This is a genomic window from Frigoribacterium sp. PhB24 (assembly GCF_003755185.1).
GTDB lineage: Bacteria > Actinomycetota > Actinomycetes > Actinomycetales > Microbacteriaceae > Frigoribacterium.
On sequence record NZ_RKIC01000010.1, the window covers coordinates 192469 to 215338 of the forward strand.

Genomic DNA, 22870 nt, shown 5'->3' on the forward strand with positions numbered 1-22870 from the left:
CGCGAGCGTACGACCGTCTCTGATAAGGAGTCAACTTGCATTTCGCCCCTGACACAGAAGACGTCCTCGAGTTCAACGTCGCCCTGGTCAACACCGGTGCCGGCGCGAGTCGGTCCGGCGACGACGAGCTCTCGACCCGGGCCGAGCTGAGGGCCCTGCTCGACTCGTTCGCCTTCTCGGGCCGCTTCGACCGCGACGACGCCGAGCTGGCCTCGGTACAGGGGGTCCGGGCCGAGCTGCGGCGCATCTGGACCCTCGAGCGCGACCTGCTGGCCGCCGAGGTGAACCGCATGCTGGCCGACAGTGTCTCGTCGCCCCGGCTCGTGCGACACGACGCCCTCGACTGGCACCTGCACGCCACGAGCGACGACGCGCCCCTCGCCGACCGCATCCGCGTCGAGTCGGCCCTGGCCCTGGTGGACGTGATCCGCACCGACGAGACCGGTCGGCTGCGGGCCTGTGCCGCGGACGACTGCGACGGGGTCTTCGTCGACCTGTCGCGCAACGGGTCCAAGCGGTTCTGCAGCGTCCGCTGCGGCAACCGGGTCAACATGATCGCCTTCCGCGAGCGCCGGGCCGACGCCGACTGACGCCCGATGGCCGGCTGAGGGGCCCCGTCTGGTCATCGGCTTCGTCGGGCCGTCGATGCTCGCCGTGTCCCGCAGGCGATTTCGGGGGCTCCACCGAGAAGGCTCCGACGCGCGCTGCCTCACCCATGGCTTCAGCTGAACGGGCGAGCCGAAACCCGCTATGTCCGATGTGTTGTGAAGAACGTTGGTTCGCTAGTATGTTTAGTACCGGTGGCTCTCGGAAGCCAGCTATCTCGTTCAACGACGAACAACCGGGAGGCATCGTCCTCCCGGTGGAAAAGGAGAGACATGTCCGCGAAAACGAGTTTCGTGACGTTCCTTCTCGCTGTGGGTCTGGTCGCCGGTGGCGCCGTGACGGCGGCTCCGGCGAACGCTGTAGGGACTGTGAACGGCAAGTGCAGCTACTACGACTCTTTCGTCGGCACGAGCTCTCGCAGCGGCAACAGCTCTACCGCCGGGCAGAAGAAACTGTGCGGAAACGTGAAGGTCCGCGTCGGGTACAACGTTTCTGGTGGTACCGCCCTCTACACGTCCTGGAAGTCCGGATACGGGCTCGTCATCCAGGGCCCCGTCGGCTATCAGGTATTCGGTGGCGAACACACGGTGTCCAATCCGACCCTGGGGGCTCACCCCAAGCTCGTCCGGTCATGAGGCAGGGGCTGCTCGCCATCGCGGTGGCGGTTGCGGCGGTGACGCTCAGTGGTTGCAGTGGGGCGGCAGAAACGCCGTCTGACTCGCCCGGCGAGGCTGCTGTCTCTCAACAACAGGTCGACGCTCTCCGGGACGGTGACGTCACCTGGGACGAGTACCAGACCGGCTTCGCGGCTTACCAAGCGTGCCTCAGCAAGGAGGGATACGAACTCGTCGATCCACACATCGCAGATGATCTGATGGACTTCGCCGTTCCCGGTGCGGCCGTGGAATCGGGGGCCGACGACACGTGCTACCAGTACAACTGGTCGAAGATCGATGATGTCTGGCAGGTCGCCCACCAAGACACCTCAGCGTCAGCAAGGCTCGTCGCCGCATGCTTGGAGGCGAATGGGATCACGCCTCGGCAGAAGTACACGGACAACGTCGAACTGCTGAACGAGAACGGCATCGACGTATCTGGTTGTCCCGTCAATGGCTGAGCGAACACGCGACGAGCGACCGGTGCGTTCGGTCGTCGGGCTGTGCGGGGGCCTTGCGCTCGTCGCCCTCTGGGCCGCTCCCGTGGGGCTCCTCGCGGTCTCGGTCCACGGGGCGAAGGCGGAGCAGAACCGATCTGTGACCATCGCGGCTCCCGACATCGTGACCGTCGGGAGCCGAGACGCGACCTCACATCAAGCCGTCACGGTGACGGCACGGTCGGGTCCCGCTCCCGAGGTGACGACGCAGCTCGAAGGCACCATCACGCGTGTCGCCATCGAGCTAGGCAGCGAGCTGTCTTCTCATGAGGAACTGTTCGCTCTGAACGGCCGCCCCGCTTTCGCGTTCATGGAAGAAACACCCCTGTATCGTGACCTCTCGATCGGGGACTCCGGGCCAGACGTCCTGGCTCTGGCCCGCCATCTGGTGAGCGCGGGTGTGCTCAGGGACAACGACGTGGACGGCATTTTCGGGCCGCGGATGCGGGCGGCGGTGGAGAAGTACCAGGTCCAGGCCGGATTCCCTAGGGATGGGACTTTCCTGCGTTCTTACGTGGTCTACGTACCGCCCTCTTTCGGTGCCGTGTCCTCTGTGCTCCTGCGCACGGGGCAAGAGATCTCCGCCGAGACCACTGTGATGACCGGGAGCTCACCCGTCGATGATGTCGAGATTCGGTCCGCCAGCGATGGCTCTCCTGTGCGCGATGCCGATCAGGGGGCTGTCACCGTCGTCATCGGTTCTGAGCAGGTGGATCTCAACTCCATTGCAGTCGAAGAACAGCAGGCCAGCACTCTGATTTCCGTTCTCGAGACGGGGGTCTCCCGTGGTGCCATCACTGTCACGGAATCAGAATCAGACAAGATCGTGACCCGGCAGTACTCCGGCGCGTTCATCGCGACGTCACGAGGGGAGCCCAGGGGGAGCGTCCCGGCGACAGCGGTATACACCACCGCCACCGGCCGTTCGTGTGTCGTCGAGAGTGGATCATCGACCACGTGGCAGGAGCAGGGAATGACGGTCCACCGACTCGATGCCGCGACGGCAGATGTCGGAGAGCTGGGGCAGTCCCTCATCGACGCGACCCTCATCGGCTCGTCGGTTGTCAGAGACCCCTCAGTGCTTCCGCAGAAGGTCCTCCGGCAATGCATGTCGTGATCGAAGACGTCGGTTTCTCATATCGAAACCGGCACGTGTTCTCCGGGCTTCAAGCCATATTCCACGAAAACGAGGTCACCGCTCTCGTCGGACCATCCGGTAGCGGCAAATCGAGCCTCTTGGCGGCCATCGCCGGCTTCACCGAACCAACGCAAGGAGCCATCTGGCTCGTCGCGAACGATGATCGCCTCAGACCCCGACCGGCCGCGGTGTCCTGGATCGCACAAGGCGCCATCGTCCTCAATGCCCGTACATCTCTCGACAACGTTCTCCTCGGTCCCCTCAGCGAAGGAAAGACACACGAGGAAGCCGTGGAGCTCGGCATGCGAGCGCTCGACGACGTCGGGCTCTCGGAACGTGCCGGTTCGCTCTGTAGCACCCTTTCAGGCGGTGAAAGACAACGCGTCGCCGTTGCACGATCGCTGGCCTCCTCTCGGCCCCTGATCCTTGCCGACGAACCCAGTGCCGGACTGGACGAAGCCAATACCCGGGGCCTGTCACACCTGTTCACCACGCTCCGACGAACAGCGACCGTCATCATCGCCACTCACGACCCCGTGATGATCGACGCGGCTGATGACGTCATCAACCTCCGAAGCAGCACCCGGTGAGCAACACCACCTGGCGGCTCTCCTCTCTCGTCCGTGAGGCAGCTCTCAACGTCGCGAACCCCTGGTCGCGAATGTGCACGTTGCTCCTCCTGGCCGCCCTGGCCGGTTCGACCTGCGCGTCTTTCGCCGCATGCGAGTCGGCAGGTTTCACGAACCGACTCGACCACTTAGAAGCACGAGGGTCGAACGTCCTCTCCTTCCAAGCGTCCGCGTCAGACACGAACGTCACGATTTCCCGAGCGTCGTGTGAAGCGCTTGCTGTTCAGGGAGGAGTCTCGAGGGCCGGCCTCCTGATCTCCGAGGGCACCCGAGACGTTCCAGAGATCGGCGGACGAACACCTGTCCTCACGGGAAGCGTCACGTTGTTCCCCCCGCTCGCCTCACGCGACGGGCTGCTGGGTCCCAACCTCGTCACGTCTTCCGAAGAACGCTACGTCTCGCTCGCGCCCGCAGAAGTCAGGCATGTCAGCGTGAACGACCGTCAACCAGAGGGGATCCCCACGAACAACGCCCTCGTCCTGCCGCTGTCCATCGAGCGCACATCAGCACCGAACTGCCTCGTGGTCCTGGACAGATACCAAGACATCCGAACTGCGGTGGCAACACTCGAACCCCAGCTCGAGGTGTCCGGAGGTCCATTGATCGCTCGCACGCAGTTGAGTCAGACCTCCGACCCTGTCGCGGATTGGCGACACCGGCCAGGGCAGTACCTGCCGCTGGCCATCGGTCTGATCGGTGGATTCTGTTCCAGCCTCCTCCTCTGGACTCGCGCGAACGACATAGCTGCCTATCGGCTTTCGGGAACATCGAAGCGATCGCTCGCACAGCTGCTCAGCGTCGAGATGCTTCTCGTCGTAGGTCTCTTCGCCACCAGTGGCACCGTCGCCGCTCAGGTGCTTCGGTGCGACCTCGTCAGCCTCTCCGAGGTGTTCTTCTGGATGCTCGGAGGGGCCGCCACGTGGTTGCTGGCGGCATCGGTCGGCATCGGTCGATCCGTTGTCGCACGAGCCTCGACACTGGCAAGGGAGCGCTGAGACAGCCCCGGTCACGTCGACCCGGTCGGGCGCGGATGCCTGATCGGGGCTCGGTGATCGGGCGGCGTCGACCGCGCGCACCAATTGCATTGTGCACAATTGAATCGCCCGCAACGTGCTACAGTCGCCCACATGACCGCAGCAGCCGCCCCGACGACCCCGGGCCCGACGCCCGTGCTCGACGAGCAGATCTGCTTCGCGCTCTACAACGCCTCGCGTGCCGTCACGGCCCGCTACCGTGACCTGCTCGCCCCACTCGGCCTCACCTACCCGCAGTACCTCGTGCTGCTGGTCCTCTGGCAGGGCGGCCCGACGACGGTCTCCGAACTCGGCCACCAGCTGCAGCTCGAGTCGGGCACGCTGTCGCCCCTGCTCAAGCGGCTCGAGACCCACGGGCTGCTCACCCGCACCCGTTCGGTCGTCGACGAGCGCACGGTCGACGTCGCCCTGACCGGCGCGGGGGTCGCCCTCCGCGAGCAGGCCGCCGGCTTCGCCGACCAGATCTGCGGCGCCACCGGCCTCGAGCTGACCGACCTCCAGACGCTGCGAGCCGACATCGCCGCCCTCGCGGCCGCCGTCCGGGCGAACACCGCCGCGGTCGCCGCCGCCACCCCGCCCCGTGCAGACCAGCCACACTGACCCACCCGAACCCCACATCCCGTCCGGCGTCATCGTGACGCCGCCCCACGAAAGAGAGCACCTCATGCCCACTCGCACCTCACGCACCGCCTGGAACGGCAGCCTCGAGACCGGCGAAGGCCAGGTCGAGCTGTCGAGCTCGAAGCTCGGCACCTACGACGTGTCGTTCCCCAAGCGTGCCGCCGACGACGCCAACGGCGCCACCAGCCCCGAAGAGCTGCTCGCCGCGGCCCACTCGGCCTGCTACGCCATGCAGTTCTCGGCCGTCCTCGGCCAGGCCGGCGGCACCGTCGAGGCCCTCGACGTCAAGGCCGACGTCTCGCTCGGCCCGGACTCGGCCGGCGGCTTCAAGCTCACCGGCATCGTCCTCACCGTCCGCGGCGAGGTCTCCGGCATCGACGAGGCCGCCTTCCTCGAGGCCGCCCAGAACGCCGAAGAGACCTGCCCGGTCTCGAAGGCCCTGACCGGCGTCGAGATCACCCTCGACGCCGCGCTCGAGGCGTAGGCCCGAGCCGCAGCACCGCACCGCCTCGAGAACGCAGGAGGCGCGGGTCACCCGACCCGCGCCTCCTGCGTTCTCCGCGTCCCGGCCCGGCCGGGCCGGCCCGACTCGACGTCAGAGCCACTTCTTCCACTTGAAGACGCCCCAGATGCTGGCGCCCACGGCGACCATCGCGGCGACCGCCATCGGGTAGCCGAACTGCCAGTGCAGCTCGGGCATGTTGTCGAAGTTCATGCCGTAGACGCCGCCGACCAGGGTCGGGGCGAAGAGGATGGCCGCCCAGCCCGAGATCTTCTTGACCTCGTCGTTCTGCTGCAGGCCGACCTCCGACAGGCGCCGGGTCTCCTCGTTCTGGGCGAGCCCGGCCTCGGACAACCGACGCATCTCGTCGTTCTGCGCCTGGGTGACGAGCGTCGAGTGCACCGTCAGGGCGTTCTCGAGCAGGGCACGGAACGTGTCGGCGCGCTCGCCGATGCGCAGGACGTGGTCGAGCACGTCGCGCAGCGAGCGCTGCAGCTCGACGTCGACGCCGTACTTGTCCGACCCGCGCAGCAGGTTCTCGAGCATGCCGCGCAGCGGGCTCGTCGCGCGCTGGAAGCTGATCACCTCGCGCAGCAGCTCGTAGATGCGTCGTGACACCTCGGGGTCGCCGCCGAAGAGCTCGTCCTCGATCTCGTCGATGTCCTTCTCGATGCCGGCGACCACCGGGCCGTAGCCGTCCACCACCTGGTCGAGCACGGCGTAGAGCACCGCCTCGGGGCCGAGCGCGAGCAGCTCGGGGCTCGACTCGAGGCGACGGCGCACCCGACCGAGGTCGGGGTTCTCGGCGTGCCTGATGGTGATGACGAAGCCCGGACCGACGAACACGTGCACCTCGCCGAACTCGACCGTCTCCTCGGCGTCGAGGTAACGGGCCGAACGCAGCACGACGAAGAGGGTCTCGCCGAAGCGCTCGAGCTTGGCGCGCTGGTGGCCCTTGAGCGCGTCCTCGACGGCGAGCGGGTGCAGGTCGAACTCCTGCGCGATCGAGCGCACCTCGTCGGGGTCGGCTCGGTACAGGCCGATCCAGGCCATGCCCTGGTGTTCGTGCAGCAGCTCGAACGTCTCGTCGAGGTTCGCCGGGCTGTCGGTGCGGTGCCCCGCGACGTAGATGCCGTTGTCGATGAGTGCCATGGTCTGCGATCCTGCCGTTCGTGGTGCGACGACCGTTCGTCGAAGAACGGAGTCGTGCCGGGAGGTGGTCACGACAGCCGTGCGGACGACGGGTGCGCGGTGGGGGCCGGGGCCGACGCACACGGGCGACGACACGGCACCCGGGTGCTGAGTCGTCGACGACGTGCGTCGACGGGAGACGTCGGTGCCCGTGGGCATCGCTCGTGGTCGGTCGAGGACGCCGCTCAGACGAGCGACGTGGACGGCGCGACCACGGAGGGATGCCGCGGGGCGCCAGTACTGTCACCAGCCATCGCCGCTCACCTGCCTTCCGTCGTGCTGCCGCCGGGCCCGGTGGGGCCGTGGGCCCGGTCGGGCCGTGGGACAGCGTACCCCTGCGGGCACGCGGGGTCGACCGGTGGCCGCCCGGCGGCCGGGGGAGCCGAGGGAGAAGGAGGCGCGTGTCGCCGTTGACCCGTGCCTCCCGCGTCCACGATCGGGTTTCGCGACCTGCAGACGGCGTCACTCTGCCACCGGTGCGACGAGGACACGAGCCTGAGTCGCTTTCGTGACCTGATCGATACGGTGGATCGATGAGCACCGTCGCCGTCACCATCCTTCCCGCCGCCTCCGCCACCGCCGACTCCGAAGGGTCGTCGGGCGACACCTGGGGCGTGGCCCCCGCCCGCCGGGCCATCGACGCGACCGACGCCCGCCTTATCGAGCTCGGCGACGAGACCGAGATGATCGTCGTCGGTGGTCGCGTCGACCAGGACGAGCTGCGCACGGCGATCGAGCGGAACCCGGGCGTCCGCGTCGTCCAGCTGCCGAGCGCCGGCGTCGACGCGTACGTCGAGACCATGCAGGCCACCGCCCGCGAGGGACTCGTCTTCACCAGTGCGAAGGGCGCCTACAGCGCACCCGTGGCCGAGCACGCCCTGGCCCTGACGCTGGCGACGCTGCGCTCTCTGCAGATCAGGGCCCGCGCCTCCTCGTGGGAACGCGAGCAGCGCGGCATCACGTTGAACGGGGCGACCGTCACCATCGTCGGGGCCGGTGGCATCGGCACCGAGCTGATGCGCTTGCTGCGGCCGTTCGACGTCGAGGTCACCATGGTGCGCCGGACCGACGAGGCCGTGCCCGGCGCCCACCGCACCGTCACCGTCGACCGCCTGGCCGAGGTGCTGCCGACGAGCGACGTGGTCGTCGTCGCCGCCGCCCTGACCGGCGGCACCCGCAGCCTGCTGGGCGCCGACGAGTTCGTCGCCATGAAGGACACCGCCGTGCTGGTCAACATCGCCCGGGGCCCGCTCGTCGACACCGACGCGCTCGTCACGGCGCTCGCCGAGGGGCGGATCGGTGCCGCCGGCCTCGACGTGGTCGACCCCGAGCCGTTGCCCGACGGCCACCCGCTCTGGGCCGAGCCGCGCGCCCTGATCACACCGCACCAGGCCAACACCAACGACATGACCGAGCCGCTGTTCCAGGCCCGGGTCGAAGCGAACATCCGCGCGCTCGCCGAGGGCGGGGACCCCGAGGGCGTCGTCGACGTCGAGCAGGGCTACTGACCCACCTCGGGGTGCCCACCTGGGAACGAACCAGCACCCGACGCGTTAGACCTGGGTAGTCGCCGCGCCGACCCGACGCGACGTTCGCGAAAGGAACCCCCGCATGCCCCTCATCGGAACATCCGACCTCGACGTCTTCCCCCTCGCCCTCGGCGGCAACACCTTCGGCTGGACCAGCGACGAGGCCGAGTCGCACTCGGTGCTCGACGCCTTCGTCGCCGGCGGAGGCAACTTCGTCGACACGGCCGACGTGTACTCGGCCTGGGCCGACGGCAACTCGGGCGGCGAGTCCGAGACCGTGATCGGTACCTGGCTCGCCCGGGGAGGCGCGTCCCGGCGTGACGAGGTCGTCATCGGCACCAAGGTCAGCCAGCACCCCGAGTTCCCCGGGCTCGGCGCCGCCAACGTCGCGGCCGCGGCCGACGCCTCGCTGACCCGCCTGCAGACCGACCACATCGACCTCTACTGGGCGCACTTCGACACCGGGGACGACCTCGCCGAGACCCTCGGCGCCTTCGACGCCCTGCAGGAGGCCGGCAAGGTGCGACACGTCGGCATCTCGAACTTCTCGCCCGACCGCATCACCGAATGGATCGAGATCGCCCGCCGCGAGGGCTTCGCGGCCCCGGTCGCGCTGCAGCCCCACTACAACCTCGTGACCCGCGAGGCCTACGAGCGCGACCTGGCACCGCTCGCCGCCCTGAACCAGCTCGGCGTCACCCCGTACTTCTCGCTCGCCGCGGGCTTCTTGACGGGCAAGTACCAGACGCGTGACGACATCTCGGGTGCCCGCAGCGGCAACGTCGAGGGCTACTTCAGCGACGAGGGACTCGAGGTCGTGGCCGCCCTGCGCGACATCGCCGGCGCCCACCAGGTCGAGATCGCCACGATCGCCCTCGCCTGGCTGCAGGCGCAGCCGCGTGTCGTCGCCCCGATCGCGAGCGCCCGCACCCTCGAGCAGCTGCCCGCCTTGCTGGCCAGCGCGAGCGTGGCGCTCAGCGCCGACGAGCTCGCCGCCCTCGAGGCCGTCTCGGCCCGCGTTCCGGCCTAGGGCCTTCCGAATCGACGACCCGCGCCTCCCGGGCCGCCTCGCCCCGCGCCTCCCGGGCCGCCTCGCCCCGCGACGAGCGGGGCGGGGCCGACCCCGGAGGCGCGGGTGCACCACATCAGCGCATGATCGGCGGCGTGGTCGTGTGATAGCCGAGGTCGTGGCAGCCGCGTTGCCTGGGCTGGGCATGAGTCTCGTCGTCCGGCAGCTGAGTCAGCTCGTCCGTCGTGACGCGGGCCAAGGCCCTCTGGCCACTCGCGGTATCGATGGCGACCGTCGCCGGCAGTCCGATGGGCAGCTGCCGCTCCATGAACTCAGCGGGCTCCCGCGGGCGCGGCCCTTGGCCCCGGGTGGTTCGCCGTTCTCACCGACGACACACGGGAACCCGCAGCAACGATCGGGGGTGGCCGTCGCGCTGCCCCCGCCGTCGTGCAGTCCCGCACGTGGCCATATCCAGAGGTGTGTGGGTGTCGCTGCATTCGACGTCCTGGGAGCGGGGGCTCGGGACGGCCTGCAATGAGCCGGGCGGACCCGTCGAGAGGGCAGCGGGCGGACGCTCGGCACAGACGAAACGAGGGTGCACGCGGCGGACGTGAGGGTGGGCCGGAGCCTCCTGTGGCCAACCCTATGAGGAGTGTGATATTAATACTTAGGCGGGCCATGGAGCCGTCGGCCGCCCCCACTTCCTGGTGAGGCGGGTTTGTCACCGTTCGCTCGAGCGTTCGCTTTCGCGTCGGTACTCCCCAGGCTCTGGCTTGCACACACGAGCTAGAAGCCACCAATCCCAGCGGCGTACACGCTCTGGGTAGACCTTGGGGAGATCATGAGAAAACTGGTCACATCCCGCTTTCTTAGCATCGCGGGCGCGACCGCAGCACTAGCTCTGATGCTCGGGGGCGCGGCTCCTGCGAACGCGGCAACGCCGCCTCACGAGGGGCAGATCCCGGTGTCCGCGACCGATGGTGAAGAAGGCGCCGACTTCACCGACTTCGGCGTTGTAGTAGAGGGCACATTTCCGGCGTCAGGCCCCGCAGGCTTCGCAGCGCCAAGCACAACCAACCTCCGACGCGTCAGTTTCGGGCCTTGCACGCTGTACCCATCTTATGCTCACGCACGGAAGTCTGGTAACTGGCTCGTCGTAGGAAGCAAGCCCTACACGAATTGTTCAAAACGGGTGACATCGATCCATCAAAAAACTACCGTCTATAAAGTTCTTGTGCCAGGAGTCAATATGACCTACGCCTCGTATTCAGGAGGCAACCGTGGAGAAAGTCGCTACGAGCAAAGAAACATTGATCCGCATTGCAAGAACACGAAACGCACGACATGGTTCACCGTCACAAACGGGACGGTTGTCTCCGGCGGTAAGTCCTATTACGCGCAAACCGTCGGCCCCAAAAGAACCTTGGCCTGCGGCACCTAGTATGAGAAAAGAATCAGAGAATGGAGCCGACGTGACTACACCAGCAGCGGTGTGGATTGTTCTCCAGGACGCGTATGACAGCGAAACGGTCCTGGGAGTATTTGGGGACATGGATGCGGCCGATGCGTACGCCGACTCTGTCCGGCCCCGATTTCCTGACGGGGCCATTTTCTACACCTGCTACCCCGTCGGGTGGACTCATGATGAAAATGCTACGAGGTACAAGTCTCGCTGACGCATGGAGCGCTCCGGCCACGACGTTGGCGACACGTTAATTTGACAAGCCGAACGCATCGACGACCCGCGCCTCCCGGGCCGCCTCGCCCCGCGACGAGCGGGGCGGGGCCGACCCCGGAGGCGCGGTGCGCGCAGCACTCTCGGCGTACGGTCGAGCGATGAGCAGCGCGACCCCCGACCAGCGGTTCCACGGACGCATCGCCGGCTTCGGCACGACCTCCGGGACGCGTGTCGTCGTCGGTCTGTGGAACCGTTCGCCGTTGGGCCGTTTCGTCGACGTGATGGTCGAGACCGCCGACGGTCATCGAGTGCTCCTGGCTCCGTCACAGGCCGTCGCCGACTACGTGTCCTCGACATACACGTTCGACGAGGTGCGGGTGCAGCCCGTCTCGTGGCGCGGCGTCGACCGGACGCTGCGGGTCTCGGCCGGCCCCGACGATGCGGGCGGCGACGTGCTCGACCTGTCGCTCGAGATCGGGCCCGTGTCGCCGCTCGGCCGGCTGCTGCGGCTCGTGCCCCGGGCGTTCGCGACCCGGCCCGGCTGGCTGACGCTGATCGACCCGGTCGCCCGCCTGCTCGTTCCCGGGGCGCGCACCGCGGGCACGGCGGGCGGCGGCCGACGCGAGTACTACGGCGTGACGCTGGCCCGCCGCGTCGTCGCGGTCGACGCGCGTCTCGACGGTCGCGCGCTTGGGGCCCTGGCCCCGCTCGACCCGCCCGTCCGCTTCGGCTTCGGTTCGGCGCCCGCCGACCCGAGCCTCGTCGACGTCACCACGACCATCCGCGAGCGCTGACCGCGCCCGACCGCCACCCGTCCGCCGGCCTGCCCCGACCCGTTGCGCATTGCGCTTCGTGCACCGCACCCTGGCTAGAGGCGGTGCGGTGCACGAAACGCGGTGCCCGAGGCACTGCCGCCCGCGCGCCGTGGCGCAACGCGGGGTCACGAACCGGGGGACGAGGAGGCGCGGTGCGGCACAGTAGGACGGTGAGCACCGCAGACACCCCCGCGTCCGATCCGACCACCGCCGTCCCCGCCGCGAAGAAGAAGTTGATCCTCAACCTCTTCGAGATGAACTGCGTCGGGCACATCACGCACGGACTCTGGCGGTTGCCGCACAACCACCGCAGCGAGTACAAAGACCTGGCGTACTGGCTCGAGCTGGCCCGCCTGGCCGAACGCGGCGGTTTCGACGCGATCTTCATCGCCGACGTGCTGGGTGCCTACGACGTCTTCGGCGACAGCGCGGCGCCGGCCCTGCTCGAGGGGATTCAGGCGCCGAACAACGACCCGATGATGGTCGTCCCGGCGATGGCCGCGGTGACCGAGCACCTCGGCTTCGGCATCACCTTCTCGACGAGCTACGAGCCGCCGTTCGCCTTCGCGCGGCGCATGTCGACGCTCGACCACCTCACGAAGGGGCGCGTCGGCTGGAACGTCGTCACGTCGTACCTGCCGAACGCCGCGCGCAACTTCGGCCTCGACGCCGAGATCCCCAAGGCCGAGCGCTACGCCCGTGCCGCCGAGTACCTCGACGTGCTCTACAAGCTGTGGGAGGGCTCGTGGGAGGACGACGCCGTCGTCGCCGACCCCACCGCGGACGGCCTCCGGCCCGGTTCGGGCGTCTACACCGACCCGGCCAAGGTCCACGCGATCGACCACGTCGGCGAGCACTTCCGGGTCGCCGGCCCGCATCTCAGCGAGCCGTCGCCGCAGCGCACGCCCGTGCTCTTCCTGGCCACCGCGTCGCCGAAGGGCGTGGAGCAGGCGGCCCGCAACGCCGAGGTCGTCTTCACCGGCGGGCCCGCCGTGAGGGCGGTCGGTGCCGCCACGCGCGAGGCGGCCGTCGCGGCCGGGCGCTCCGCGGACGACGTGTCGTTCATCGTCCAGGCCGGCGTCATCACGGGCGAGACCGACGAGGTCGTCGCCGAGAAGCTCGCGCTCTACCGCTCGTTCGCCAGCGAGCAGGGCAAGCTGGTCCACCGCAGCATCCCGTTCGACGCCCCGTCGCACCCCCGCGACCGCACGGTGCGCGAGGCGCTCGAGGCCGAGGGGCGGCTCGACCACCCGGGGGCCGCGGCGCTCCCGCTCGACATCACGGTGGGTCAGCTGATCGACTCGGTCGACGAGGCCTGGGGCGGCACGTTCTTCGTCGCGGGCACCCCCACGGTCGTGGCCGACGCCATCGAGCGCTGGCTCGACGACGAAGGCATCGACGGCATCAACCTGCGTCAGTACCACTCGTTCGACACGCTGAAGGACTTCGTCGACCTGGTCGTGCCCGAGCTGCGTCGTCGGGGTCGGCTGCGCGAGTCGTACGTGCCCGGCGAGACGCTGCGCGAGCGGTTGACCGGCGGTGGGCCCCGGCTGCCCGGGACGCATCCTGCGGCTGCCTACCGACGCTGAGCCCAGGAGGCGCGGCGCGGGTGGGCGCACCGCTCCCGTCGGGGCGCGGTGCGCGGTGCGCGGGGCGCCTCAGCGCGCGGCGGGGCTGCGGTACCGCGCGGGGACCGGCGGGACCCGCAGCCACGTGGTCCGGCTACCGCCGCGGGCGTCCGACCACTCCACGAAGACGGTGCCGAGGGCGACCAGCGCGTCCAGCTCGACCGGGGTGGCGATGCCGAGCAGGGCCCCGGGGCGCAGTTTGTCGCGACCACGGACGGGCCCGCCGGGCAGGTCGACGAGCACGTCGCGAACCGGTCGTCCCACCGTGCGGAGCACCAGGCAGGTGCCGAGGGGCAGGCTCGGGTCGCTGCCGTCGTTCGGCAGGTCGAGCCAGGACAGCACGAAGGCGGCGGGCCGACGCAGCCGGGTGGCACGCTCGCGCCGAGGGCGCGTCGGGCGGGTCGCCGTCGCCGGGGCGGCCACGACGGTCGCGGCGGGGTCGAGCGTGGTCGCGGCGTCCGAGGGATCGGTGGTGCCCGGGCGTCCGGTGTCGGGCTCTGCGGTGTCCATCGTGTTCTGTTCCCCCGAAGTCGTGGTGTCGTCCGTGGCCGTGTCGTCGTCGACGTGGCTCTCGAACGGCTCCGTCCAGCGAACCGCACCCGGGCGTGGGGGACAACGGGGCACGGCCACCCAGTACGGGGGTGGGGCGGTCCCCAATCCGGGGGACGCGGATCGGGGGACGTCGTGTCGTCTGGCTAGGCTCGACGGGTGCACCACCGTCGCGCACGAGAACGCCGAGATGTCACGACCTGCCGCTCACCTTCTTTCTCGAGCGGCATGTCGTGACATCTCGCCCAGGGCGCCGCAGCGAGGCGAGTGAGCGCTCACTCCGCGCCTCGAGGCTCGCCTAGACTCGACGGAGCACCCCGAGCCGAAGGAGTCTCCATGCAGAACTGGGCCGCCAACGTCGAGTACTCGACCACCGACCTGCGTCGCCCCACGAGCCTCGACGAGCTGCGTGACGTCGTCACCGGCAGCCGTCGCGTCAAGGCCCTGGGCTCGCGTCACTCGTTCAACCGGGTCGCCGACACCGACGGCACCCTCGTCTCGCTCGAGGCGCTCGGCACCCCCGTCGAGATCGACTCGGCCGCGGGTACCGTCCGCGTCGGCGCCGGCACGACGCACGCCGCGCTCGCCGGCGAGCTGCAGCGTCGCGGCCTGGCCCTCCACAACCTCGCCTCGCTGCCGCACATCTCGGTTGCCGGTGCGGTCCAGACCGGCACACACGGCTCCGGTGTCGGCAACCCCGCCCTCTCGGCCGGCGTCCGCGCCGTCGAGCTGGTCCGGGCCGACGGCAGCCTCGAGACCGTCCGCCGCGGTGACGACGCGTTCGGCGCCTCCGTCGTCTCGCTCGGTGCCGTGGGTGTCGTCACGGCCCTCGAACTCGACACCGTGCCCACCTTCGACGTCGAGCAGACCATCCACGAGCACCTGCCCTGGGCGGCCGCCCTCGAGCACCTCGACGCCGTGCTGGCCAGCGCCTACAGCCTGAGCTTCTTCACGCGCTACGACGGGGACGGGGTCGACCAGGTCTGGTCGAAGCACCGGGTCGGTGACGAGGTGGGCCTCGACCTGCGCGAGCTCGGCGCGGTGCGGGCCGACGCGACCACGCACATGATCCCCGGGGCCGAGACGGCGGCCGTGACGCAGCAGGGCGGCGTGGCCGGCCCGTGGCTCGAGCGCCTGCCGCACTTCCGTTTCGACTTCACGCCGAGCGCCGGCGAAGAGATCCAGAGCGAGTTCTTGATCCCCGCCGAGCACGCCGCCGCCGCCATCGAGGGGCTGCGGGGCATCGCGCACACCTTCGCCGACGTGCTGATGGTCAGCGAGATCCGCACGATCGCCCCCGACGACGCCTGGATCAGCCCGAGCAGCGGCCGCCAGAGCGTGGCCTTCCACTTCACCTGGCACCGCCGCCCCGACGAGGTGCTGGCCGCCCTGCCCGAGATCGAGCGGGTGCTCGGAGCGTTCGACGCGCGCGCGCACTGGGGCAAGGTCTCGACCGCCACGCACGCCGAGCTGCGCCGCGTGTATCCGCGTCTCGGCGACTTCGCCGCCCACGTCGAGTCGGTCGACCCCGAGGGCCGCTTCCGCAACCCGTTCCTGTCCGCGTCCGTCCTCGGAGAGCCCGCCCATGTCTGAGCCCACCCCTGTCGCGTCGGTGCCGCCGCCCGGCAGCACGCCTCCCGCCGTCGCCCCCGCGCCGGGCGCGCCGCCGACCGCGAGGCTCGTCACGTCGGCGCTGCCCGTGTCGGGCGCGCAGGTCGTGCTCGAGCGTGGCGGCTACCGTGCCGAGGTGGCCGGGGTGGGTGCCACGCTGCGCACGCTCACGTTCGAGGGTCGCGACCTGGTCGTGCCGTTCGACGCCGACGAGGTGCGGCCCGGCTTCCGCGGTGCCCTGCTCGCCCCGTGGCCCAACCGCGTCACCGACGGGCGCTACGAGCGCGACGGCGTCGAGCACCAGTTGCCGCTCAACGAGGTCGAACGCGGCCACGCCCTGCACGGTCTGGCGCACTGGGCCGACTGGACGATCGACCAGGCCCAGGCCGCGCGGGCCTCGGCCTCGTTCGTGCTCGCGCCGAGCGACGGTTACCCGTGGCGGCTGGCGCTGTCGGTCGTCTACGAGCTGACCGACGACGGGCTCACGACGACCGTCACGGCCCGCAACGCAGGGACGGGCGTCGCCCCCTACGGCACCGCCCCGCACCCGTACCTGGTCGCCGGCGAAGGCCGCGTCGACGACTGGACGTTCACGCTGCCCGCCGCGAGCTACCTCGAGGTGACCGACGACCGACTCGTGCCCGTCGGTACCCGCCCGGTCGGCGACCGCGAGGGCTTCGACTTCCGTGAGGGTCATGCGATCGGCGACCTCTTCGTCGACCACGCCTTCACCGACCTCGCGTCCGCCGCGGTCGACGCCGTCGACGGCCCGGCCGGCCCCGGTCAGGAGGCGCGGGTCACCGCCACGGTCACCGCGCGCGACGGACACGGGGTCACGATGTCGTGGGGCGCCGAGCTGCCCTGGGTGCAGGTGCACACCGCCGACCGCCCGGAGCCCGAGAACGACCGCATCGGCCTGGCCGTCGAGCCGATGACGTGCCCGCCCGACGCCTTCAACTCGGGCGACGACCTCGTGCTGCTCGCGCCCGGCGAAGCCCACACGGCCAGCTGGACCATCACGGCGTTCTAGCGTGGCCTGACACCCCCGAACCGGCACGACACCCCACGAGCCCGGGGTGTCGTGCTGGTTCGGGGGCGCCGCGCCGCGCCGCCCTCACACGGCGACGAGCGGCTCGGTCTGCCAGGTCATCGCCGAGACCGTGCCGGGCAGGCAGCGCTCGAGTGCTGCCTCGAGCGCTCGGCGCGTGCGGCGTGCGGTCAGCTCGTCCCGCACGACGACGTCGAACCGCAGGGCCTCGGGCAGCTCGGTCAGCAGCACGGTCCCGGCATCGGCGAGCTGCACGAGGTACTGGCCGACCTCGACCCGTGCCGCCCGGTGCTCGGCCAGCAGGCGACGCGACAACCAGAACAGGCCGGCGGCGTCGTGGGCCGTGTGGACGGTCGCGGTCACGGTCATCATGCCCACACTGTGCCGTGACGACCGCTCACGCGCGTGAACGGCGTGTGGCGAACGTGTAAAACCTGTCGCGACACGCCGGGCGCGACCCGACTTGACAAGCACCTGCACCTCGTTCATTATTGCCCAGCACCACTCGATGTGAGCGCTCACATTTTCAGGTCAGCGCTCGACCGTCCTCGCGACGGGCCATCATGCTCCACGCCGCGACACCCCCAGCCACACGTTTCCTGACGAAGAGGTCAACCGTGAACAGCTCCTCCCTCCGCCGCCCGGTCGCTCGACCGGTCGTCCGCACGTCGCCCGCCTCGCGCCTCCTCGCGGCCGCTCCGGCCTGACGTCCCCTCAGCCCCGACGGGCGGCCCTCGAGCACCCGTCGGCCCGGCGCGTCCCCGGCCACCCGAGCCGTCGAGCGCCAGCACCACAGAGATCCCTCTCACAGCACCATCACCCGTCATCGACGACGCCGTCGAGATGACACCTGACACGAATGGAACAACCGTGAAGAAAAAGCTCCTCGTCGGCATCGTCGCCGTCGGCATGGCATTCTCCCTGGCCGCCTGCTCCGGCGGTGGCGGCGGACGCGGCGGTGACGCCGGCGGCAGCAGCAGCGGCGACAACGCCGGTGCGCTGATCGGCGTCGCGATGCCCACCAAGGTGTCCGAGCGCTGGATCAAGGACGGCGACGCCGTCAAGAGCGCCCTGGAAGACAAGGGCTACAAGGTCGACCTCGAGTACGCCGACAACAAGATCCCCCAGCAGGTCCAGCAGATCAGCAACATGATCACCAAGGGCGCCAAGGTGCTCATCGTCGCCTCGATCGACGGCGGATCGCTCAGCGACCAGCTCGACTCGGCCGCCAAGGCCGGCATCAAGGTCATCTCGTACGACCGTCTGCTGACCGGCAACGAGAACGTCGACTACTACGTCTCGTTCGACAACTACAAGGTGGGCGTCGACCAGGGCACCAGCCTGCTCACGGGTCTCGGCCTCGCCGACGCCGACGGCAAGAAGGTCGACGGCGCCTCGCCCAAGACCATCGAGGTCTTCGCCGGCAGCTCCGACGACAACAACGCGACCTTCTTCTTCAACGGCGCGATGGACACCCTCAAGCCCTACATCGAGGACGGTTCGCTGACGATCGGCTCCGGCCAGGACCAGTTCACGCAGGCCGCGACGCAGCAGTGGGACCCCGCCACGGCCAAGGCCCGCATGCAGAACCTGATCGCCTCGACCTACTCGGGCGGCACCAAGCTCGACGGCGTGCTCTCGCCCTACGACGGCATCTCGATCGGCATCATCTCGGCGCTCGAGGGTGCCGGCTACTCCAGCGACGCCCTGCCGGTCATCACCGGCCAGGACGCCGAGGCCGCCTCGGTCAAGTCGATCATCGAGGGTCAGCAGTACTCGACCATCTACAAGGACACCCGTCAGCTCGCCGACCAGTCCGTCGTGATGGCCGATGACATCCTCAACGGCAAGACCCCCGAGACGAACGACGACAAGACGTACGACAACGGCGTGAAGGTCGTCCCGACCTACCTCTTCCAGCCCACCATCGTCACCAAGGACAACTACAAAGAGGTCCTGATCGACAGCGGCTACTACACCGAGGCCGACCTCAAGTAGGTCCCTCCCCTGCGAGAGACGAGGAGGCGCCGGTCGCCGACCAGCGCCTCCTCGTTCCTCTGCTCCCAGCGGCACCCACCCGACACACGGAAGAAGGAACACGTGGCGAACACGATCCTCGAGATGCGGGAGATCACCAAGACGTTCCCCGGCGTCAAGGCCCTGCAGGACGTCACGCTCGAGGTCGAGCGCGGCCAGGTCCACGCGATCTGCGGCGAGAACGGCGCCGGCAAGTCGACGCTGATGAAGGTGCTCTCGGGCGTCTACCCGAGCGGCTCGTTCGACGGCCAGATCCTGCTCGACGGCCAGCCCGTCGACTTCAAGAACATCAACGACTCCGAGGCCGCGGGCGTGGTCATCATCCACCAAGAGCTCGCGCTCAGCCCGTTCCTCTCGATCGCCGAGAACATCTTCCTCGGCAACGAGCAGTCCAAGAACGGCTTCATCGACTGGAACAAGACCAACCTCGACGCCGCCGGCCTGCTGGCCCGCGTCGGCCTGCGCGACAACCCGGTCACCAAGGTGGTCGACATCGGCGTCGGCAAGCAGCAGCTGGTCGAGATCGCCAAGGCACTCTCGAAGCGCGTGAAGATCCTGATCCTCGACGAGCCGACGGCCGCCCTGAACGACGACGACTCGGCCCACCTGCTCGACCTGATCAAGAGCCTGCAGGGGCAGGGCATCACGTCGATCATCATCAGCCACAAGCTCAACGAGATCAAGGCGATCGCCGACAAGGTGACGATCATCCGCGACGGCAAGACCATCGAGACCCTCGACATGCACGCCGACGAGGTGTCCGAGGACCGCATCATCAAGGGCATGGTCGGCCGTGACCTCGAGAGCCGCTACCCGGCCCACGAGTCGACGGTCGGCGAAGAGCTGCTCCGCATCGAGGACTGGACCGTCCACCACCCCCTCGACTCGACGCGCGAGATCATCCACCAGGCCAACCTCACCGTGAAGGCCGGCGAGATCGTCGGCATCGCCGGGCTGATGGGTGCCGGACGCACCGAGCTCGCGATGAGCGTCTTCGGCAAGAGCTACGGCACCGGCATCTCGGGCACCGTCTACAAGCGCGGGCAGAAGATCGACACGTCGACGGTCAGCAAGGCCATCGCCGCGGGCCTGGCCTACGCCACCGAGGACCGCAAGAAGTACGGTCTGAACCTGATCGACGACATCACGCGCAACGTGTCGGGTTCGGCCCTGGGCAAGCTCGCGAACTGGGGCTTCGTCAACCGGTCCGAAGAGAGCACCGTCGCCGAGCGCTTCCGCAAGAGCATGAACATCAAGGCGCCCACCGTGGCGTCGGTGACGGGCAAGCTCTCGGGCGGCAACCAGCAGAAGGTCGTGCTGTCGAAGTGGATGTACGCCGACCCCGACGTGCTGATCCTCGACGAGCCCACCCGCGGCATCGACGTCGGCGCCAAGTACGAGATCTACACGATCATCAACCAGCTCGCCGACGCGGGCAAGGGCGTCATCGTCATCTCGTCCGAGCTGCCCGAACTGCTCGGCATCTGCGACCGCATCTACACCCTCTCGGAGGGACGCATCACGGCCGACGTGCCGATCGCCGAGGCGACCCCCGAATTCCTCCTGAAGTACATGACCCTCGAACGAGAGAGCCCCGTCAATGAGCGCGCCTAGCCCCACCCAGGCCACCGACCCGAAGCCCACGGGCGGGTCGCCCACCTCCCGTCAGCCGCAGTCCGGTTCGGGTGGCAACCCGATCACGGGTGCGGTCTCGTACCTCGGCGGCCAGCTGCGTCAGATCGGCCTGTTCATCGCGCTGATCGTCATCGTGCTGTTCTTCCAGATCACCACGAACGGCATCACCCTGGCGCCGATCAACGTGTCGAACCTGGTGGTGCAGAACAGCTACATCCTGATCCTCGCCATCGGCATGGTGATGGTCATCATCGCCGGACACATCGATCTCTCGGTCGGGTCCATCGTCGCCTTCACCGGCGCCATGGCCGGCGTCATGATCACGCAGTGGGGCCTGCCCTGGCCGCTCGCCGTGGTGCTCTGCCTCGTGCTCGGCGCCCTGGTCGGGGCCTGGCAGGGATTCTGGATCGCCTACTTCGGCATCCCGGCGTTCATCGTGACCCTGGCCGGCATGCTCGCGTTCCGCGGGGCCGCCCAGATCGCCCTCCAGAGCCAGCAGATCTCGCCCTTCCCCCAGGGGTTCCGTGACATCGGCTCGGGCTTCCTGCCCGCCTTCGGCACGACCGGCTACGAGCCGCTGACGCTCGTCCTGGGCGCCGTCGCCTCGCTGGCCCTCATCGGCACCGGCCTGCGCGGACGCGCGACGCGTCGCAAGTACCAGCTCGAGGACGAGCCCTTCCTGTGGTTCATCACGAAGATGGTCTTCACGGTCGCCCTGGTCATGTACATCGGGTTCCTGCTCGCCAGCTACTCGGGCACCCCGATCGTGCTGGTCGTGCTCGCCGTGCTCGTCGTCGCGTACTCGATGGTCATGAAGAACTCGGTGTTCGGTCGTCACGTCTACGCCATCGGTGGCAACCTGCACGCCGCCGAGCTGTCCGGTGTCAAGACCAAGCGCGTCACGTTCCTGCTGTTCGTCAACATGGGTGTCATCGCGGCCCTGGCCGGTGTCGTCTTCACCGGTCAGCTCAACCTCGCCAGCCCCAGCGCCGGCAACGGGTTCGAGCTCGACGCCATCGCGGCCGTGTTCATCGGTGGCGCCGCCGTCACCGGTGGCATCGGAACGGTCACCGGCGCCATCGTCGGTGGTCTGATCATCGGCATCCTGAACAACGGCATGTCGATCCTCGGTGTCGGCACCGAGTACCAGTCCCTGATCAAGGGCCTCGTGCTGCTCGCCGCGGTCGCGTTCGACGTCTTCAACAAGCGTCGCGCCGCCTCGTCCGGCAAGTAACGAGCCGCACCATCCGGCGACGAGGCGCGGTTCCCGGTCACGGGGGCCGCGCCTCCTCGTCTCCCCGCCCCGGGCGGGAACCGACCAGACCGCAGGAGGCGCGGGCCGGCCGCGCAGGACACCGTCGTCCCGAAAACCGAACCGAACTAGGATCTCCTCGTGGCAACCCTCTTCGACGTCGCGGCCGCGGCCGGCGTCTCGCACCAGACCGTGTCACGAGTCGTCAACGGCGACCCCACCGTCCGTCCCGCCACCAAGGCCAAGGTCGACCTCGCAATCGACGAGCTCCACTACCGGCCGAGCCTCACCGCCCGGGCGCTGGCCAGTCGCAAGACGAAGTCGCTGGGCGTGATCAGCACGGGCTTCCCGTTCTACGGGCCGTCGAGCACCATGCACGGGTTCAACGGGGCCGCCCGACGCGCCGGCTACCAGGTGTCGATGGCCACGCTCGACGTGGACGACCGGCAGGGCATGCGGCAGGCGCTCGACTCCCTGGTCGGCCAGAACGTGGCGGCCATCGTGCTCATCGCGCCCGACGCCGAGGCTCTCGAGGTGCTGCGGCGCTCCGGGGTGTCGGTGCCGCTCGTCACAGCCGACAGCGAGGCCGAGGACGGGCACCACACCGTGTCGTTCGACCAGGCCGCCGGGGCCGAGGCCGCCGTCGAGCATCTGGTGTCCCTCGGCCACCACCGCATCGCGCACGTCGCCGGGCCCGACGGGTGGATGGACGGTCGCGAACGCGAACGGGGCTGGCGCGAGGCCTGCGGACGGCTCGGTGTCGACTCGACGGTGTTGCTGCGGGGTGACTGGACGCCGGGCTCCGGCCATCGCATCGGACGTGAGCTCGCGGCCCGCGACGACGTGACGGCCGTGTTCTGCGGCAACGACCAGATGGCGCTCGGTGTCGTGCACGCCTACGTCGACGCGGGGTGCGTCGTGCCGCGCGACGTCAGCATCGTCGGCTTCGACGACATCCCCGAGGCCGAGCACTTCGTGCCGCCGTTGACGACCGTGCGACAGGACTTCGAAGCCCTGGGGCGCCGTCTCATGACGACGGTCGAGGCCGTGCTCGCGGGCGACGACGCGCCGGTCGCGGCGCTCGACCCCGAGCTCGTCGTCCGACGTTCGACGGCGCGGCCCCTGCACTGACCGGCCTGCACCCCCCGTGCGAGATTGCACGGTCCCACTCGCTCATGTGAGAATGTGAGCGCTCACTTTCGCAT

General features: G+C 69.1%; 23 protein-coding genes. 19 read left to right on the top strand and 4 right to left on the bottom strand.

Going from position 1 to position 22870, the window contains the following annotated elements:
* Positions 1 to 35: 35 nt before the first annotated feature.
* The 8 genes from EDF50_RS05680 to EDF50_RS05710 all read left to right on the top strand — a co-directional run bounded on the left by EDF50_RS05680 (position 36) and on the right by EDF50_RS05710 (position 5665).
* Positions 36 to 590: a CGNR zinc finger domain-containing protein gene (locus tag EDF50_RS05680; RefSeq protein ID WP_123518610.1), complete on the top strand. Its 555-nt coding sequence runs from the start codon at positions 36 to 38 to the stop codon at positions 588 to 590.
* Between the two features lie 288 nt (positions 591 to 878).
* Positions 879 to 1241, top strand: a complete 363-nt coding sequence (locus tag EDF50_RS16405; protein ID WP_148076766.1) for a hypothetical protein — start codon at positions 879 to 881, stop codon at positions 1239 to 1241.
* Positions 1238 to 1723, top strand: a complete 486-nt coding sequence (locus EDF50_RS05685; RefSeq protein WP_123518611.1) for a hypothetical protein — start codon at positions 1238 to 1240, stop codon at positions 1721 to 1723. The genes EDF50_RS16405 and EDF50_RS05685 overlap by 4 nt, the downstream gene beginning before the upstream one ends.
* Before the next feature lie 22 nt (positions 1724 to 1745).
* Positions 1746 to 2876 (top strand): peptidoglycan-binding protein, encoded by a 1131-nt coding sequence (locus EDF50_RS05690; RefSeq protein WP_233570370.1) that lies wholly within the window; start codon positions 1746 to 1748, stop codon positions 2874 to 2876.
* Positions 2873 to 3487 (top strand): ABC transporter ATP-binding protein, encoded by a 615-nt coding sequence (locus EDF50_RS05695; protein ID WP_158612644.1) that lies wholly within the window; start codon positions 2873 to 2875, stop codon positions 3485 to 3487. Before EDF50_RS05690 ends, EDF50_RS05695 begins: the two co-directional genes overlap by 4 nt.
* Entirely contained in the window at positions 3484 to 4521 is a 1038-nt protein-coding gene (locus EDF50_RS16410) for a hypothetical protein (RefSeq protein ID WP_148076767.1), read from the top strand. The genes EDF50_RS05695 and EDF50_RS16410 overlap by 4 nt, the downstream gene beginning before the upstream one ends.
* Positions 4522 to 4653: 132 nt before the next feature.
* Positions 4654 to 5160 carry a MarR family winged helix-turn-helix transcriptional regulator gene (locus EDF50_RS05705; RefSeq protein WP_123518615.1) on the top strand — a complete coding sequence of 169 codons (507 nt, stop codon included), beginning with the start codon at positions 4654 to 4656 and terminating at the stop codon, positions 5158 to 5160.
* Positions 5161 to 5224: 64 nt separating this feature from the next.
* Positions 5225 to 5665, top strand: coding sequence for an OsmC family peroxiredoxin (locus tag EDF50_RS05710; RefSeq protein WP_123518616.1), 441 nt, complete (start codon positions 5225 to 5227; stop codon positions 5663 to 5665).
* Positions 5666 to 5776: 111 nt separating this feature from the next.
* Here the strand turns inward: EDF50_RS05710 and EDF50_RS05715 are convergent, their stop codons facing one another.
* Positions 5777 to 6835 (bottom strand): magnesium and cobalt transport protein CorA, encoded by a 1059-nt coding sequence (locus EDF50_RS05715; protein WP_123518967.1) that lies wholly within the window; start codon positions 6833 to 6835, stop codon positions 5777 to 5779.
* Between the two features lie 572 nt (positions 6836 to 7407).
* On the opposite strand from EDF50_RS05715, the gene EDF50_RS05720 reads away from it, so the two are divergent.
* Both EDF50_RS05720 and EDF50_RS05725 read left to right on the top strand, forming a co-directional pair.
* On the top strand, positions 7408 to 8382 hold the full coding sequence (locus tag EDF50_RS05720; protein WP_123518617.1) for a D-isomer specific 2-hydroxyacid dehydrogenase family protein: 975 nt from the start codon (positions 7408 to 7410) through the stop codon (positions 8380 to 8382).
* Between the two features lie 103 nt (positions 8383 to 8485).
* Positions 8486 to 9433, top strand: a complete 948-nt coding sequence (locus EDF50_RS05725; protein ID WP_123518618.1) for an aldo/keto reductase — start codon at positions 8486 to 8488, stop codon at positions 9431 to 9433.
* 115 nt (positions 9434 to 9548) lie between these two features.
* On the opposite strand, the gene EDF50_RS05730 is transcribed toward EDF50_RS05725, so the two are convergent.
* The gene (locus EDF50_RS05730; RefSeq protein ID WP_123518619.1) at positions 9549 to 9740 is read right to left on the bottom strand and encodes a hypothetical protein; all 192 of its coding nucleotides are present in this window, start codon (positions 9738 to 9740) and stop codon (positions 9549 to 9551) included.
* Positions 9741 to 10253: 513 nt separating this feature from the next.
* Here EDF50_RS05730 and EDF50_RS16415 point away from each other — a divergent pair.
* From EDF50_RS16415 to EDF50_RS05740, 3 genes are all read left to right on the top strand, one after another.
* Positions 10254 to 10853, top strand: a complete 600-nt coding sequence (locus EDF50_RS16415; protein ID WP_148076768.1) for a hypothetical protein — start codon at positions 10254 to 10256, stop codon at positions 10851 to 10853.
* A gap of 395 nt (positions 10854 to 11248) precedes the next feature.
* Positions 11249 to 11884, top strand: coding sequence for a hypothetical protein (locus tag EDF50_RS05735; protein ID WP_123518620.1), 636 nt, complete (start codon positions 11249 to 11251; stop codon positions 11882 to 11884).
* A gap of 191 nt (positions 11885 to 12075) precedes the next feature.
* Positions 12076 to 13494 carry an NtaA/DmoA family FMN-dependent monooxygenase gene (locus tag EDF50_RS05740; RefSeq protein ID WP_233570372.1) on the top strand — a complete coding sequence of 473 codons (1419 nt, stop codon included), beginning with the start codon at positions 12076 to 12078 and terminating at the stop codon, positions 13492 to 13494.
* 69 nt (positions 13495 to 13563) lie between these two features.
* On the opposite strand, the gene EDF50_RS05745 is transcribed toward EDF50_RS05740, so the two are convergent.
* The gene (locus tag EDF50_RS05745) at positions 13564 to 14043 is read right to left on the bottom strand and encodes a hypothetical protein (RefSeq protein ID WP_123518621.1); all 480 of its coding nucleotides are present in this window, start codon (positions 14041 to 14043) and stop codon (positions 13564 to 13566) included.
* A gap of 375 nt (positions 14044 to 14418) precedes the next feature.
* On the opposite strand from EDF50_RS05745, the gene EDF50_RS05750 reads away from it, so the two are divergent.
* Together EDF50_RS05750 and EDF50_RS05755 are read left to right on the top strand one after the other, a co-directional pair.
* A complete protein-coding gene (locus EDF50_RS05750; protein WP_123518622.1) occupies positions 14419 to 15675 on the top strand; it encodes an FAD-binding protein in 1257 nt (418 codons plus the stop codon).
* On the top strand, positions 15668 to 16723 hold the full coding sequence (locus tag EDF50_RS05755; protein ID WP_123518623.1) for an aldose 1-epimerase family protein: 1056 nt from the start codon (positions 15668 to 15670) through the stop codon (positions 16721 to 16723). Before EDF50_RS05750 ends, EDF50_RS05755 begins: the two co-directional genes overlap by 8 nt.
* Positions 16724 to 16807: 84 nt before the next feature.
* On the opposite strand, the gene EDF50_RS05760 is transcribed toward EDF50_RS05755, so the two are convergent.
* On the bottom strand, positions 16808 to 17113 hold the full coding sequence (locus EDF50_RS05760; protein ID WP_123518624.1) for a hypothetical protein: 306 nt from the start codon (positions 17111 to 17113) through the stop codon (positions 16808 to 16810).
* 471 nt (positions 17114 to 17584) lie between these two features.
* On the opposite strand from EDF50_RS05760, the gene chvE reads away from it, so the two are divergent.
* The 4 genes from chvE (at position 17585) to EDF50_RS05785 (ending at position 22796) form a co-directional block, all read left to right on the top strand.
* A complete protein-coding gene (gene chvE / locus EDF50_RS05770; protein WP_123518626.1) occupies positions 17585 to 18739 on the top strand; it encodes a multiple monosaccharide ABC transporter substrate-binding protein in 1155 nt (384 codons plus the stop codon).
* A gap of 102 nt (positions 18740 to 18841) precedes the next feature.
* A complete protein-coding gene (gene mmsA, locus EDF50_RS05775; protein ID WP_123518627.1) occupies positions 18842 to 20392 on the top strand; it encodes a multiple monosaccharide ABC transporter ATP-binding protein in 1551 nt (516 codons plus the stop codon).
* Complete coding sequence (gene mmsB, locus EDF50_RS05780) at positions 20379 to 21647, top strand: multiple monosaccharide ABC transporter permease (protein ID WP_123518628.1); 1269 nt, start codon at positions 20379 to 20381, stop codon at positions 21645 to 21647. The genes mmsA and mmsB overlap by 14 nt, the downstream gene beginning before the upstream one ends.
* A 159-nt stretch (positions 21648 to 21806) precedes the next feature.
* A complete protein-coding gene (locus tag EDF50_RS05785) occupies positions 21807 to 22796 on the top strand; it encodes a LacI family DNA-binding transcriptional regulator (protein ID WP_123518629.1) in 990 nt (329 codons plus the stop codon).
* The last annotated feature ends 74 nt before the right edge of the window (positions 22797 to 22870 follow it).

Bases quoted from the DNA above. Each gene is read 5' to 3' on its own strand.
- EDF50_RS05760 (WP_123518624.1), bottom strand. From the start codon at position 17,113: ATGATGACCGTGACCGCGACCGTCCACACGGCCCACGACGCCGCCGGC.
- EDF50_RS05725 (WP_123518618.1), top strand. From the start codon at position 8,486: ATGCCCCTCATCGGAACATCCGACCTCGACGTCTTCCCCCTCGCCCTC.
- EDF50_RS05735 (WP_123518620.1), top strand. From the start codon at position 11,249: ATGAGCAGCGCGACCCCCGACCAGCGGTTCCACGGACGCATCGCCGGC.
- EDF50_RS16415 (WP_148076768.1), top strand. From the start codon at position 10,254: ATGAGAAAACTGGTCACATCCCGCTTTCTTAGCATCGCGGGCGCGACC.
- EDF50_RS05715 (WP_123518967.1), bottom strand. From the start codon at position 6,835: ATGGCACTCATCGACAACGGCATCTACGTCGCGGGGCACCGCACCGAC.
- chvE (WP_123518626.1), top strand. From the start codon at position 17,585: ATGACACCTGACACGAATGGAACAACCGTGAAGAAAAAGCTCCTCGTC.
- EDF50_RS05720 (WP_123518617.1), top strand. From the start codon at position 7,408: ATGAGCACCGTCGCCGTCACCATCCTTCCCGCCGCCTCCGCCACCGCC.
- mmsB (WP_123518628.1), top strand. From the start codon at position 20,379: ATGAGCGCGCCTAGCCCCACCCAGGCCACCGACCCGAAGCCCACGGGC.
- EDF50_RS05750 (WP_123518622.1), top strand. From the start codon at position 14,419: ATGCAGAACTGGGCCGCCAACGTCGAGTACTCGACCACCGACCTGCGT.
- EDF50_RS05710 (WP_123518616.1), top strand. From the start codon at position 5,225: ATGCCCACTCGCACCTCACGCACCGCCTGGAACGGCAGCCTCGAGACC.
- EDF50_RS05745 (WP_123518621.1), bottom strand. From the start codon at position 14,043: ATGGACACCGCAGAGCCCGACACCGGACGCCCGGGCACCACCGATCCC.
- EDF50_RS05730 (WP_123518619.1), bottom strand. From the start codon at position 9,740: ATGGAGCGGCAGCTGCCCATCGGACTGCCGGCGACGGTCGCCATCGAT.
- EDF50_RS05685 (WP_123518611.1), top strand. From the start codon at position 1,238: ATGAGGCAGGGGCTGCTCGCCATCGCGGTGGCGGTTGCGGCGGTGACG.
- EDF50_RS05705 (WP_123518615.1), top strand. From the start codon at position 4,654: ATGACCGCAGCAGCCGCCCCGACGACCCCGGGCCCGACGCCCGTGCTC.
- EDF50_RS16405 (WP_148076766.1), top strand. From the start codon at position 879: ATGTCCGCGAAAACGAGTTTCGTGACGTTCCTTCTCGCTGTGGGTCTG.
- EDF50_RS05755 (WP_123518623.1), top strand. From the start codon at position 15,668: ATGTCTGAGCCCACCCCTGTCGCGTCGGTGCCGCCGCCCGGCAGCACG.